The sequence below is a fragment of the Nonomuraea montanisoli genome, from assembly GCF_013363975.1.
GTDB lineage: Bacteria > Actinomycetota > Actinomycetes > Streptosporangiales > Streptosporangiaceae > Nonomuraea > Nonomuraea montanisoli.
In genome coordinates this window covers 109,969-122,971 of record NZ_JABWGN010000009.1, presented here as the reverse complement: position 1 = coordinate 122,971, position 13,003 = coordinate 109,969, and the positions used below count along the sequence as shown (strand labels likewise).

Below are 13,003 nucleotides of genomic sequence, written 5' to 3'. Positions count from 1 at the left end.
CTCGCCGGCGCGGCCGGGCTGGCCGCGCTGGCGCTGGAGGCGGCGCCGTGATCCCGCGCCGGCCGCCCGTCCTGCTGCAGAACAACGACACGGAGTGCGGCGCGGCCTGCCTGGCCATGGTGCTGTGCCACCACGGCATGCGCACCACCCTGCACGAGGTCTCCGAACGGCTCCAGGTCGGACGGGACGGCCTGAACGCCAAGGCCATCGTGGACGGCGCCCGTGACCACGGCCTGAAGGCGCGGGCGTTCTCCCTGGCGCCCGAGGACCTGGCGCGCGTGCCGCTGCCCGCGATCGCGCACTGGGAATTCGGCCACTTCCTGGTGGTCGAACGCTGGGCGCCCGACCGGGTCGACGTCGTCGATCCGGCGCGGGGCCGCCGCCGGATGACCGCGGAGGAGTTCGGCGCCGGGTTCACCGGCGTGCTGCTGGTCTTCGAACCGGACGCGGGCTTCCGCCGCGGCACGTCGTCGATGGCCGGCGCCTGGCGCAGGGAGTTCGTCCGCACCCTGTTCCGGCGCCGTCGCGGCCTGCTCGCGCAGGTGATCGCCGCCTCACTGCTCCTGCAACTGCTGGGGCTGGGTCTGCCGCTGCTGTCCGAGCTGCTGATCGACACCGTCATCCCGTCACGGGCGGCCGGTGTGCTGTCGCTGCTGGGCGGCGCGGCGCTGCTCGCGGGGGCGGCCCAGTTCGTCATCGGCTACCTCAGGTCGGCGATGCTGGTGGCGGTACGGGCCCGGGCCGACCAGGAGCTCACCGAGGGCGTGGTCGGTCATCTGGTGGCGTTGCCGTACCGGTACTTCACGCGGCGCGGCAAGGGAGACCTGATGACCCGCGCCGCGAGCGTCTCGGCGCTCGGCGACATCCTCACCGGCCAGATCGTGGCGGCGCTGCTGGACGGGCCGCTCGCCGTCGGCTACCTCGTCCTGGTCTACCTGTACGACCCCGTCTTCGGCGCGGCGTTGACCGGTGTGGCGCTGCTCCAGAGCGTCCTGCTGCTGGCCACCGCCAACCGGATCGCCACGCTGACCCAGCAGGAGCTCACCGCGCTGTCCGCGTCGCAGGGCAGCCTGATCCAGGCGATCACCGGCATCGAGACGCTGAAGGCGTCCGGCGCGGAGAAGCGGGCGGTGGAGCAGTGGTCGGCCCACTTCGCCCGGCAGCTCAACGCCGATGTGCGCACCGGCCTGACGAGGGGTTTCCTGGACTCGGCGCTGTCGGCGATCCGGATGGCGGCGCCGCTGGGACTCATGTGGCTGGGCGCCTGGCGCGTACTGGACGGCCAGCTCACGGTGGGAACGCTGATCGCGCTCAACGCCGTCGCGGTCGGCGCGCTGACCCCGCTGAGCTCGCTGATGACCGGCCTGCAGAGTCTCCAGCAGGCCGGCGCGCACTTCGACCGGCTGTCGGACATCCTGGCCTCCGAGCCCGAACCGAGCACGGGCATCGAGGTGCTGCGGCTGCGCGGCGCGGTGGAGATGCGCGGGGTGAGCTTCCGGCACGACCCCCGCGGCCCGTGGACGGTGCGGGACGTCTCGGTCGCCATCCGGCCGGGACAGAAGGTCGCGCTGGTCGGCGCCTCGGGGTCGGGCAAGAGCACGCTGGCGCGACTGCTGCTGGCGTTGCACGGTCCGGTGGAGGGCGAGATCCGCTACGACGGCGTCCCGGCCGGCGAGCTGAACCTGGGCACCCTGCGCCGCCAGTTCGGCGTGGTCACCCAGGAACCGTCCCTCTTCAACGGGACGATCAGGGACAACATCTCGCTCAACGACCCCGGCGCCTCCCTGGACCGGGTGGTCGCCGCGGCCCGCCTGGCCGCGCTCCATGACGAGATCATGGAGATGCCGATGGGATACGAGACGATGCTGACCGACGGCCTCGGCCTGTCCGGCGGCCAGCGGCAGCGACTCGCCCTGGCCCGCGCCGTCCTGTCGCAGCCGAAGGTGCTGCTGCTCGACGAAGCCACCAGCAACCTCGACAGCGCCACCGAGGCGGCGATCGAGGCCAACCTGGGGCGGCTCGTCCAGACCCGGATCGTCATCGCGCACCGGCTGAGCACGGTCAGGGACGCCGACCTGATCCTCGTCATGGAGGCGGGGCGGATCGCGCAACGCGGCACCCACGACGAGCTGATGGCCATGGGCGGCACGTACGCGCACCTGGTCGCCGCTCAGACCGCGCCGTCTCACTGACCGCTCGGGCCGGGCGGGCCCACCGGCCGGGCCCACCGGCCGGGTCAGCCGGGCGGGCCCACCGGCCGGGTCAGCCAGGCGGGTCAGCCGCTCGCTACATGCCCGCGGCGACCGCCTTCACGTCCTCGGTCGACATCGGCTTGCCGCCGATGCCCCAGTCACCGCTCTTGACCTCCTCGACGATGACCATGGTCAGGGAGCGCATGTTCTCGCCCTCGACCTCGACCATCGCGTCGGTCAGCTTCTGCACCATCTCGGCCTTCTGGGCGTCACTGAACACGCCCTCGATGACCTTCACACTGACGACTGGCATGGGTCCCCCTCCCCACGCGGCACGCCAAGCCCCCGGCGCCGCTCAGCGGAGATGCCCCATGCGGCTCTCCGACAAACCCGACAGACATTCCATCCAGAAGGCCCACCAGCCAGGACGCTCACCAGTCGGACGCTTCGCCATGACCGACCGGCCCTCTCTATCGGGCGTCCCTGCCCGAACCTTCCGTTCCTTCGGCACCTTGGCCCACCGTGCCGTCGTCCGTGCCTTCGTCCGTGCCTTCGGCCACCCCCTCGTTCGTGCCCTCGTCCGTGCCGTCGGCCACCCCCACCGGGAACGTGTCGAAGTGCACCACCACGTGGCCGAGCGCCGGATCCGGCCTCCCCCCGGAGCGTTCCTGCCGCTGATCCGCCATCACGCGATACCGGTCCAGCACCTCCAGGACCTCATCCCTCATGTCCTCCGCCTCCTGCGGCGTGAGCCGGAGCGACCGGCGGCCGAAGCCGCTGGCCTGGACCCACTCCTCGGGCGCCGCCGTCGCCTCCGCGCGCCACCGCGCCAGCTCGGCGCCGCGCTGCCGGATCAGGTCGTCGAGCAGGAACGAGAACGCGCTCGCCGCCTCCGGGTCGTCCTGCGACGGCTCACCGTAGGTGAACCCGCCGGGCACGATGCGCCAGTACTTCTCCTTGCCCTTGCCCAGCTCCGGCGCCGTCTCGATCATGCCGTGCCTGGCCAGCTCCCTGAGGTGGTAGCTCGTGGCGCCGGTGTTCTGCTCCAGCAGCGCGGCCAGGCGGGTGGCCGTCGAGGGGCCGTGCTCGTCGAGCAGTTCGTACAGACGCAGGCGCAACGGATGGGCGAACGACTTCAGCGCTTTGGCATCGAGGGTCCGTGCGGAATAGCCCTTGCTCTGCATCACCGTGCACACCTATCTTTGCAAAGAAACCTATGCACACTTTCCCTTACACACTATCGGAGGGAACCATGCCTAGTCTCGGGCGCGCGTTCACGTTCCTGTGGTCGTCCACGGCGTTGTCGAACGTGGCGGACGGCGTGCTGAAGGTCGGCGCGCCGCTGCTGGCGGTCTCGATGACCAGGTCGCCGACGCAGGTCTCGCTGGTGGGAGCCGCGGTCACGCTGCCGTGGTTACTGTGCGCCCTGCACGCCGGGGCGATCGCCGACCGCACGGACCGGCGGCGGATCATGGTGCTCGCCAACGCCGCCCGCGCCGGGGTGCTGGTGCTCGGCGGGGCGCTGGCCCTGTCCGGGATGTTGAACCTGTGGGCGATGCTGGCTGTCCTGCTGGTCTCCGGGGTGTCGGAGGTCTTCGCGGACACCTCCGCCCAGTCGGTGCTGCCCATGACGGTGCCGTCGGACCGGCTCACGGCCGCCAACGGCCGCGTCGTGAGCGCCCAGATGATCGGCAACGAGTTCCTCGGCTCGCCGCTGGCGGGCTTCCTGGTCGCGCTGCTGCCGGTCGCCGTCCTGGGCGCCCCCGCGCTGCTGTACGGCGCCGCGGGGGTGTTGCTGCTCGGGATGCGCGGGGACTACTCCCCCCGCGCGCGGACCCCGGAAAGCACCGGAGAGAGCACCGGGGAGAGCTCCGCCGAGAGCGTCGGCAAGGGCACCGGCGAGAGCGCCGACAAGGGCGTCGGCGAGAGCACCGACGAGGGCACCGACAAGAGCGTCGGCGAGGGCGTCGGCGAGGGCGTCGGCGAGGGCGTCGGCAAGAGCACCGACGAGAGCGCCGGCAAGGGCGTCGGCGAGGGGGCCGGCGGGCTCGGGAGGGACATCCGGGAGGCGCTGCGCTACCTCTGGGCGCACCGGTTGCTGCGCACCCTGGCGATCTCCGCCGGCATGCTCAACACCGCCAGCGCCGCCTACTTCGGCGTCCTCGTCCTCTGGCTCGTGGGCCCCGGGTCACGCGTGGGGCTCGCCCCCGAGGGCTACGGTCTCATGATGTCCGCGCTGGCCGTGGGCTCCGTGGCCGGGTCGCTGGTGGCCGAGCGGCTGACCGGGATGCTCGGCGAGGGCCGGACCCTGCTGGTCGCGTGGCTGGTGTCCGCCCTGCTGTACCTGGTGCCCGTGCTGGTGCCCGTCGCGTGGGTGCTCTATCCGACGGCCGTCCTCTGGGGCGTCGCCGGCGGCGCGGCCAACGTGCTCGTGGTCTCCACCCGCCAGCGGCTCATCCCGTCCGCGCTGCTGGGCCGGGTCAACTCCGCGTACCGGTTGGTCGGGATGGGCGGGATGCCCGTGGGGGCCGCGCTCGGCGGCCTGCTGGGCGAGATCGCCGGGCTGCCGGTGGTCTTCCTGGGGGCCGCGGGCGTCGCCCTGGCCGCCGTCGGGCTGGTGTGGCGTGTCGCACGAGGCCCAATTTCCATGCCGTTGACCAGCGATCATTCAGTTCGCCGCACATCCGCGTCTGTTTAGGCACACTATGACCTGTGGCGAGATGACATGATTACCTCGGGCAACGAGGGGATGGCATGCGGGAGATCGGCGGACGGTACCTCCTGACCGAGGAGGCCGGTCGTGGCGGTATGGGAGTCGTCTGGCGGGCATTCGACCAGCTACTCCATCGTGAGGTCGCGCTCAAGGAGCTGACGCTGACCGGCGAGGCCGAGATGGTCCGTCGGCGTGTCCTCCGGGAGGCCAGGATGGCCGCCCGCCTCACGCACCCGAACATCATCACCGTCCACGACCTCATCGAAGAGGGCGGCAAGCTCTGGATCGTGATGGAGTACCTCGACGGGCTCTCCCTCCACCAGCTGCTCTCGCAGGTGGGCACGCTGCCCGCCCAGTCCGTGGCCGCGATCGGCCAGCACCTGCTCGCCGCGTTACGCACCGCCCACCAGGCCGGCGTGCTGCACCGCGACGTGAAGCCGGCGAACGTCATGCTGACGGGTGACCGCGTGGTGCTGACCGACTTCGGCATCGCCACCGCGGAGGGCGACATCCGGATGACGACCTCGCGCAGGCTGCGGGGCACTCCCGCGTTCATGGCGCCCGAGCGGCTGTACGGCGGGCCGGCCACCAAGGAGGCCGACATGTGGTCGTTCGGCGCCACGCTGTACAGCGCGGTGGAGGGGCAGCCGCCGTACCCGGGGCAGGACGCGGCCACCGTGCTCGGCATGGCCCGCAGCGGCGGCTACCCGCCGCCCCGCCGCGCCGGGGTGCTCCGGCCGCTGATCGAGGGGCTGCTGCATCCGGACCCGGTACGCCGCTTCACGCCGGAGCAGACGGCGGGCCTGCTGGCGGGCATGCGCGCCAGCAGCTACCAGGCCGCGATCTAAGCAGATCCAGGCGGATCCAGGCGGATCGAGGCGGGCGGGCGTCCCGAGACCGGCCGCCGGCCGACACGTGCCGTTCAGCGCTTGGGAGCCATGCGCCGCACCGGCCGCCGATCCCGGTGGTGCGATGAACGTTTCATGCCCTGCGGCCGCCGTCCGCCCGTCGGCCCTGGTCAGGGCCGCCCCACTCCCCCGCAGAGATCGCGGACCTGTCACCCGGGGGTGACCGATGCGATAGTGCGATCACCGCTCACCACCTCGTGAGCCGGTCAGCGTCCCTCGTGCGATGTCCCCGGGAGGAATCGGATGCGCAAGGTACGGGCCCTACTCGTCTCCGCCGCTCTGGCCACCGGCGTGCTCCTGTCCATGACGGCCGCGCCCGCGCAGGCCGAGAGCATCCGGTACGTCTACTACCTGCAGCCCGACTGCTACAACGGCGGCAACCTGGGCATCCAGTGGGGCTGGTGGACGTCCTTCCGCTGCTCCTACGAGAACGATCGCTGGTACCTCTACGCCTGAACCGGGCCGGCGCCCGCGCTACTCCTTCTTGGCGCGGGCCTCGGCCTCGGCGGCGTCCATGGCGGCGGCCTCCTCCGGCGTCGGCGCCGTGCCGCCCAGATGCGCCGGCTGCCACCACACGCCCGGCGGGATCTCCGGGTACGTGCGCTGCGCCCGGTCCACCAGCGCCGTCAGCCGGTCGTGCAGGTCGGTCGTGTGCGCGTTGACGTCCTCGCCGCGCTTGGGGTGCATCGGCTCGCCCACGATGATCGTGACGGGCACGTGCCGCTGCGTCAGCGCCTTGGGCCGGCCCTTGGTCCACATGCGCTGGCTGCCCCACAGCGCCACCGGGATGACCGGCACGTTGGTGGCCTGGGCCATGCGGATGGCCCCGTTCTTGATCTCCTTGACCGTGAACGACCGGCTGATCGTCGCCTCGGCGAAGACGCCCACCACCTCGCCGGCCTTGAGCTTGCGCAGCGCCGTCGCGTACGAACCGGCCCCCGCCCCGCGGTCGACCGGGATGTGGTGCATGCCGCGCATGAGCGGCCCCGAGATACGGTGCTCGAACACGTCCTGCTTGGCCATGAAGCGCACCAGCCGCCTGGACGGCAGAGCGGCGAACCCCGCGAAGATGAAGTCGAGGTAGCTGATGTGGTTGCTCACCAGCACCGCCCCGCCGGTCCGCGGCACGTGCTCGGTCCCCTCGAGGTGGAAGCGGACGTCGAGCACGCGAAAGAGGGTCCGCGCGGCGGCGATCACCGGCGGGTACACGATCTCAGCCATGTGCCGAAGGTAGCCTAGGTTTCACCCTGGTGGGCAGCCGCACCATCCCCTGGACGTTGGCGTGGGCGGTGCGCACGATGCCGCCGGGGTCCACGTCGTAGTCCGGATCCACGGCCCGGACGAGCTCCTCCAGCGTGACCCGGGCCTCCAGCCGGGCCAGCGGCGCGCCGAGGCAGTGGTGGCGGCCCGCGCCGAAGCTGATCGCCCTGGAGGTGTCGCGGGTCAGGTCGTAGGAGTCGGGCGAGGCGAAGACCCGCTCGTCGCGGTTGGCGGAGCCGATGAGCAGCCACATCCGCGTCCCGGCCGGCAGGAGCGTGCCGTACAGCTCGGTGGGCTCGGTCAGGCGGCGGGCCGTGCCGTGCGCGGGGGTGTCGAAGCGCAGCGTCTCCTCCATCCACGGCACGACCGCCCCGCCGAACGCGGCGGCGCGCTGGGCGGGGTCGCGCCAGGCCCAGTACCACGCGGCGTTGAGCAGGTGGGTGGTGGTCTCGGAGCCGGCGCCCACGAGCAGGAACATGAACGCCACGATCTCCTCGTCGCTCAGCCCGCCGTCGGCCACGAGCACGGAGACCAGGTCGTCGCGCGGCGCGGTCCGGCGCTCGGCCACGATCGAGGCGTAGTACCCGCCCAGGGAGAGCAGGTCGCGCACGGCCTCCTCCGTCATCGCCCCCGGCCCGCGCTCGGTCATCGCCCCCGGCCCGCCCGCCCCGTCCTCGGAGCGGCCGGTCAGCGGCGCCGAGCGGCGGCGCACGCCGGCCCGGTCGGACGGAGGCACGCCCATCAGCTCGGAGATCACGTCGAGCGGGATCCGGGCCGACAGCTCCTGCGCGAAGTCGAAGGAGCCCTTCTCCACGGCCCGCGCGACGTACCCGCGGGCGATGGCGCGGATCATGGGTTCGAGGGCGGCGACGCGGCGGGCCGTGAAGCCGCGCGCGACGATCGCCCGCATGCGGGTGTGGTCGGGCGGGTCCATGGCCACGAACGACAGGTAGGCGCGCGCCTGCGGCCCCCACGCGCCCCGGTCGAGCATGGGACCGTGGTCGCTGGAGCAGCGGGCGCTGTCGGCCAGCGCGGCGGAAACGTCGGCGTGGCGGGACAGCGCCCAGAAGCCGCGCTCCGGGTTGTGGTACAGCGGCGACTCGGCGCGTAACCGCGCGTAGACCGGGAACGGGTCCGCGTTCACGTCCGGGTCGTACGGATCGTAGGCGAGGCGGGAAGACTCCACGCCACACCACGCTACGACGCTTGCGACGGGCTGAAAACGGGCAGAAGTCGAGACCATGAAGAAGCTCATCAACGCCGCCGAGTCGCTGGTCGACGACGCCCTGACCGGCATGGCCGCGGCGTGTCCGGGGCTGCGGGTGCGCGACCGCGTGGTGCTCCGCGCCGAGGGGCCGCGCCCGGGCAAGGTCGGGCTGGTCTCCGGCGGCGGCTCGGGCCACGAGCCGCTGCACGCCGGTTTCGTCGGGTACGGCATGCTGGACGCGGCCTGCCCGGGCGAGGTGTTCACCTCACCCGTGCCCGACCAGATCATGGAGGCGACCCGGGCGGTCGACGGCGGCGCCGGCGTGCTGCACGTCGTGAAGAACTACACCGGCGACGTGCTGAACTTCGAGATGGCCGCCGAGCTGTGCGACGACGTCACGGTGGCGAGCGTGCTCGTCGAGGACGACGTGGCCGTCCAGGACTCGCTGTACACGGCGGGACGGCGCGGCACGGGGGCGACGGTGTTCGTCGAGAAGATCGCGGGCGCGCTGGCCGAGGAGGGCGCGCCGCTGGCCGAGGTGGCGCGCGTGGCGGAGGAGACGGGGCGGCGCAGCCGGTCGTTCGGCATCGCGCTCACCTCCTGCACGACGCCCGCGGCCGGCAGGCCGACGTTCGACCTGCCGGCGGGCGAGGTGGAGCTGGGCATCGGCATCCACGGCGAGCCGGGCCGCACCCGGGCGCCGTTCGCCCCGGCCGGGGAGCTGGCCGCGGTGGCGATGGACGCGATCCACGGCGACCTGCCGCTGGAGGGCGACCTGCTCGTCATGGTGAACGGCATGGGCGGCACGCCGCTGCTGGAGCTGTACGTGGTGTTCGCCGAGGTGGAGGCGTACGCGCGGGGCAAGGGGGCGCGGGTGGCGCGCTCGCTGGTCGGCAACTACGTGACGAGTCTGGACATGCAGGGCTTCTCGGTGACGGTGTGCCGGCTGGACGACGAGCTGACGCGGCTGTGGGACGCGCCGGTGGAGACCCCGGCGCTGCGCTGGGGACGCTGATGAACGCGGCAACGGACGGCGCGACGGGCTCCGGGACGGGCGCGGGGACGGGCGGCGGCGCGGGGGCGGCGGCCGGGGGCGGAGGCGGGCTGGACACCGCGTTCGTCGTGGCCTGGCTGGAGGAGGCGGCCGGTGAGATCGCCCGGCAGCGGGACCGGCTGACCGAGCTGGACGCCGCCATCGGCGACGCCGATCACGGCACGAACCTCGACCGCGGCTTCTCCGAGGTCCTGCGGGCGCTGCGGGAGACGCCGCCGTCCTCACCGGCGCAGGCGCTCATGGCGGCGGGCGCGACGCTGATCCGCCGCGTGGGCGGCGCCTCCGGCCCCCTGTACGGCTCGGCGTTCCGGCAGATGGGCAGGACCTTGGACAGCGGTGAGGCGCCGGGCGCCTCCGTGACGCCGGCCGCGTTCGCCGAGGCGTTCGGGGCGGGCGTCACGGCGGTGGAGCGGCTCGGCAAGGCCGCCGCCGGCGACAAGACGATGATCGACGCGCTGGCCCCCGCGTCGCGCGCGCTGTCCCAGGCCGTACGGGACGGGCTGGAGACCCGGGAGGCGCTGACGCGGGCGGCCCGGGCCGCGGCGGACGGCGCGCGGGCGACGGTGCCGATGACGGCGCGCCGGGGGCGGGCGAGCTACCTGGGCGAGCGCAGCGTGGGGCACGAGGACCCGGGCGCGGCGTCGGCGGCGCTGATCGTGGCCGCCCTGGCCACCGCCGCCTCACGGACGGCGGCCGGCTGATGGTCGGGGTGGTGCTGGTCGCGCACAGCGCCGGGCTGGCGCAGGAGACGGCCGCGCTGGCCCGGGGCATCGCCGGGGAGGCGGTCCCCGTGACGGCGGCCGGGGGCACCGAGGACGGCGGCCTGGGCACCAGCGTGGACCTCGTGGAACGGGCGATGCGGGCCGCCGACCAGGGCGACGGCCTGGTGCTGATCGCCGACCTGGGCAGCTCGGTGCTGACGGCCCGCCTGGTGGAGGAGCCGGGCCGGGTCGTGCTGGCCGACGTGCCGTTCGTCGAGGGGGCGATCGCCGCGGCGGTGGCCGCGAGCGCGGACCTCCCGCTGGAGGCGGTCCTGGAGGCGGCCGAGGAGGCCCGCGGCTTCAGGAAACTGACCTGAGGGATGAGCCGAGCCCCCTGACCTGGGAGGGCTCCGGCACGCCTCAGTGGCCCCTGAACGCCTCCTCCAGCCACCACGACGCCCGGTCCCGGGTCACCCGGGCGTGCACCAGCAGGGGCCGCTCACGAGCCCCCTCCAGCCATTCCGCGACGCCTGACAGGTCGCCCGGCTCCGTCACGGTGACCGCGTCGAACCCGTACCCCCGGCCGATCGCCGCCAGGTCGGCCGGCGGGAACGTCACCAGCCCGAGCGGGTGCCCGTGCGGCCCGAAGTGGTGGACCTCCGCCCCGTACGCCTCGTCGTCGTAGACCACGACCACCAAGGGCAGCCCGAGCCGCACGACGGTCTCCAGCTCGGACGCGCCCATGAACGCCCCGCCGTCGCCCAGCGCGGCGACCGTGAGCCGGTCGGGCCGCGCGACGGCCGCGCCGACGGCGGTGGCGAGCCCCAGCCCGACCGACTGGAACGCCTGGGTGAAGCAGAGGCCCCGCTCGTCGGGCACGTCCAGGAACATCGACGGGTAGCCCATGAAGTTGCCCGAGTCGACGGCCACGGTGCGCTCGGCGGGCAGCAGGTCGTCCAGGGCGATGGTGAGCGTGCGCGGGTCGACGCGGCCGCCGCCGCTCTCGTCGGTGTACGGCACGGCGCGCCAGCGCCCCTCGGCCGCGATGCGCGCGGCCGTCGCGGGCGACCGGTAGCCCCGCTCGCCGTCGGGCTCGCGGGCCCCCTCGGCGGTGACGGCGGCGATCGCCGCGCGGGCCGTGGCGGCCGTGTCGCCGATGACGCCCAGCCGCACGGTGCGGTGCAGGCCGATCGCGGCGTCGTCGAGGTCGACCTGGACGAGCGTCGTGTCCGGCCCGACGAGGGCGCCGTGTCGGGTGGTCCACATGTTCAGGGCGCAGCCCCAGCCGACGATGAGGTCGGCGCCGCGGATCAGCTCGGCGGCGACGGGCGTCGCGAACCCGCCGCTCACGTCCAGGTCCCACGGATCGCCCCGAAACAGCCCGCGCGCGACCGCGGAGGTGGCGAGCAGGGCGCCGGTGAGGCCGGCCAGCTCCGCCAGCTCGCGCCGGGCGTGCCGGGCTCCCCGCCCGGCGACGAACACCGGCCGCCGCGCCGCGGCGAGCAGCCCGGCCAGCTCCGCGACCTCGCGGGCGTCGGGCACGGTGTGCGCGGGGTGCGGCGCCGCCACCGCCGCCCGCCCGGCCGCGACGATCTGGTCCAGGAACTCGCCCAGCCGCCCGCGCCACGGCACGGCGTCGGCCTGGGCGCCGAGCGGCAGGTTGAGCAGGACGGTGCGCCGCTCGTCCCAGGCGGTGCGGAAGGCGGTGACCGTCTGCTCGACCGCGTCGGCGCCGGCGGAGACGCGCAGCGGCACCGCGCCGACGGCCCGCGCCAGGGCGTCCTGGTCGATGTGGAAGTTGGAGCGGGGGTCGGTGACCTCGCCCGCGAGCACGACCAGCGGGGTGCGGCTCTTGGCGGCCTCGGCGACGCCCGTCATCGCGTTGGTCAGGCCCGGCCCCTGGTGGACCGACACGATGCCGACCTTGCCGCTGGTGCGGGCGTAGGCGTCGGCCGCGGTCGCCGCGCCGCCCTCGTGCCGCGTGGCGACGAAGCGCGCGCCGTGCGCCACGAGGGCGTTGGTGACGTGGAAGTTGCCGCTTCCTACGACGCCGAAGACGACCTCGGCGCCGAGTGAGGCGAGCGTCCGCCCGACCGCCTCGGCGACGATCACCCGGCCTGCCCCGTCTCGTGCTCGACGAGGGCGAGGACGCGCACGGGGCTGCCGGAGCCGCCGACGATGGGCAGCGGCGGCGCGATCACCACGGCGCCGGTGACCGGGAGCCGGTCGAGGTTGCGCAGCTGGGTCAGGCCGTACTTGCCGGCGCCCAGCAGGAACGAGTGGCAGGGGAACGCCGGGTCGAAGGAGTGGGCGGCGCCCGCGTCGGTGCCGACGGTCTCGACGCCGATCCCGAGGACGGGCGTCTCCTCGGCGAGCCAGCGCGCGCACTCCACCGAGACGCCGGGCGTGTGGGGGCCGCTCTCGTCGGCGTTGAGGAACGCGGCCTGGTCGCCCGAGCGGGTGTCCCAGCCGGTGCGGTAGAGCAGCCAGCCGCCCTCGGGCAGCGGGCCGTTGGCCCGTTCCCACTCCTTGACGTGGGCGATCTGGAGCAGGAAGTCGGGGTCCTTGCCCGCCTCGGCGGAGAAGTCGAGGACGACGGCGGGGGCGAGCAGGCTGCGCGGCGGCACCTGGGAGACGTCCTCGCCGTCGCGGGCGGTGGCCCAGTGGATCGGCGCGTCGAAGTGGGTGCCGGTGTGCTCATTGGTGTGGATGTCGTTCCAGTACCAGGCCGGGCCACGGTCGTCGTAGCGGCTGATCTCCTCCAACCGGAATGGACTGGCGTTGCTGAACGGCTCGGGCAGCCGGAGGATCGGCGTCTCCTCGGACAGGGGCGCGGTCAGGTCGATCACCTCGATCCGCCCGTCGCGCACACTCTCGATGAGACTCCGCAGCACCGGCATGTCGTCCTCCTCGGGGTCGCCTGGGTGCATCCTCCTACGCCGCCCCGCCCAGGTCGAGCAGCTTCGGC

13 protein-coding genes are annotated in these 13,003 nt (G+C 73.7%); 7 read left to right on the top strand and 6 right to left on the bottom strand.

Features of this window, described 5'->3' with window-relative positions; genetic code table 11:
* Nucleotides 1-47: 47 nt before the first annotated feature.
* Nucleotides 48-2,192, top strand: coding sequence for a peptidase domain-containing ABC transporter (locus HTZ77_RS23840; protein ID WP_328808733.1), 2,145 nt, complete (start codon nt 48-50; stop codon nt 2,190-2,192).
* 94 nt (nt 2,193-2,286) lie between these two features.
* Here HTZ77_RS23840 and HTZ77_RS23835 read toward each other — a convergent pair whose 3' ends face one another.
* Together HTZ77_RS23835 and HTZ77_RS23830 are read right to left on the bottom strand one after the other, a co-directional pair.
* The gene (locus HTZ77_RS23835) at nt 2,287-2,505 is read right to left on the bottom strand and encodes a tautomerase family protein (protein WP_175591897.1); all 219 of its coding nucleotides are present in this window, start codon (nt 2,503-2,505) and stop codon (nt 2,287-2,289) included.
* A gap of 157 nt (nt 2,506-2,662) precedes the next feature.
* Complete coding sequence (locus HTZ77_RS23830; RefSeq protein WP_235995097.1) at nt 2,663-3,376, bottom strand: ArsR/SmtB family transcription factor; 714 nt, start codon at nt 3,374-3,376, stop codon at nt 2,663-2,665.
* Nucleotides 3,377-3,444: 68 nt separating this feature from the next.
* Here HTZ77_RS23830 and HTZ77_RS23825 point away from each other — a divergent pair, with 68 nt between their 5' ends.
* From HTZ77_RS23825 to HTZ77_RS23815, 3 genes are all read left to right on the top strand, one after another.
* Nucleotides 3,445-4,890 carry an MFS transporter gene (locus tag HTZ77_RS23825; protein ID WP_175591895.1) on the top strand — a complete coding sequence of 482 codons (1,446 nt, stop codon included), beginning with the start codon at nt 3,445-3,447 and terminating at the stop codon, nt 4,888-4,890.
* A 56-nt stretch (nt 4,891-4,946) separates the two neighbouring features.
* Nucleotides 4,947-5,753, top strand: a complete 807-nt coding sequence (locus tag HTZ77_RS23820; protein WP_175591894.1) for a serine/threonine-protein kinase — start codon at nt 4,947-4,949, stop codon at nt 5,751-5,753.
* 303 nt (nt 5,754-6,056) lie between these two features.
* A complete protein-coding gene (locus HTZ77_RS23815) occupies nt 6,057-6,269 on the top strand; it encodes a hypothetical protein (protein WP_175591893.1) in 213 nt (70 codons plus the stop codon).
* A gap of 18 nt (nt 6,270-6,287) precedes the next feature.
* Here HTZ77_RS23815 and HTZ77_RS23810 read toward each other — a convergent pair whose 3' ends face one another.
* Both HTZ77_RS23810 and HTZ77_RS48330 read right to left on the bottom strand, forming a co-directional pair.
* On the bottom strand, nt 6,288-7,034 hold the full coding sequence (locus HTZ77_RS23810; RefSeq protein ID WP_175591892.1) for a lysophospholipid acyltransferase family protein: 747 nt from the start codon (nt 7,032-7,034) through the stop codon (nt 6,288-6,290).
* Nucleotides 7,027-8,259, bottom strand: a complete 1,233-nt coding sequence (locus HTZ77_RS48330; protein ID WP_328808732.1) for a cytochrome P450 — start codon at nt 8,257-8,259, stop codon at nt 7,027-7,029. Before HTZ77_RS48330 ends, HTZ77_RS23810 begins: the two co-directional genes overlap by 8 nt.
* A 55-nt stretch (nt 8,260-8,314) precedes the next feature.
* On the opposite strand from HTZ77_RS48330, the gene dhaK reads away from it, so the two are divergent.
* From dhaK to HTZ77_RS23790, 3 genes are read left to right on the top strand one after another with little or no spacing between them, the layout of a single operon-like run.
* Nucleotides 8,315-9,295: a dihydroxyacetone kinase subunit DhaK gene (gene dhaK / locus HTZ77_RS23800; protein WP_175591890.1), complete on the top strand. Its 981-nt coding sequence runs from the start codon at nt 8,315-8,317 to the stop codon at nt 9,293-9,295.
* On the top strand, nt 9,295-10,035 hold the full coding sequence (gene dhaL / locus HTZ77_RS23795; RefSeq protein WP_175591889.1) for a dihydroxyacetone kinase subunit DhaL: 741 nt from the start codon (nt 9,295-9,297) through the stop codon (nt 10,033-10,035). The genes dhaK and dhaL overlap by 1 nt, the downstream gene beginning before the upstream one ends.
* Nucleotides 10,035-10,412 carry a PTS-dependent dihydroxyacetone kinase phosphotransferase subunit DhaM gene (locus tag HTZ77_RS23790; RefSeq protein WP_175591888.1) on the top strand — a complete coding sequence of 126 codons (378 nt, stop codon included), beginning with the start codon at nt 10,035-10,037 and terminating at the stop codon, nt 10,410-10,412. Before dhaL ends, HTZ77_RS23790 begins: the two co-directional genes overlap by 1 nt.
* A gap of 43 nt (nt 10,413-10,455) precedes the next feature.
* On the opposite strand, the gene HTZ77_RS48325 is transcribed toward HTZ77_RS23790, so the two are convergent.
* Both HTZ77_RS48325 and HTZ77_RS23780 read right to left on the bottom strand, forming a co-directional pair.
* Complete coding sequence (locus HTZ77_RS48325; protein WP_175591887.1) at nt 10,456-12,147, bottom strand: thiamine pyrophosphate-binding protein; 1,692 nt, start codon at nt 12,145-12,147, stop codon at nt 10,456-10,458.
* Entirely contained in the window at nt 12,144-12,965 is an 822-nt protein-coding gene (locus HTZ77_RS23780) for a cyclase family protein (protein ID WP_235995051.1), read from the bottom strand. Before HTZ77_RS23780 ends, HTZ77_RS48325 begins: the two co-directional genes overlap by 4 nt.
* Between the last annotated feature and the right edge of the window lie 38 nt (nt 12,966-13,003).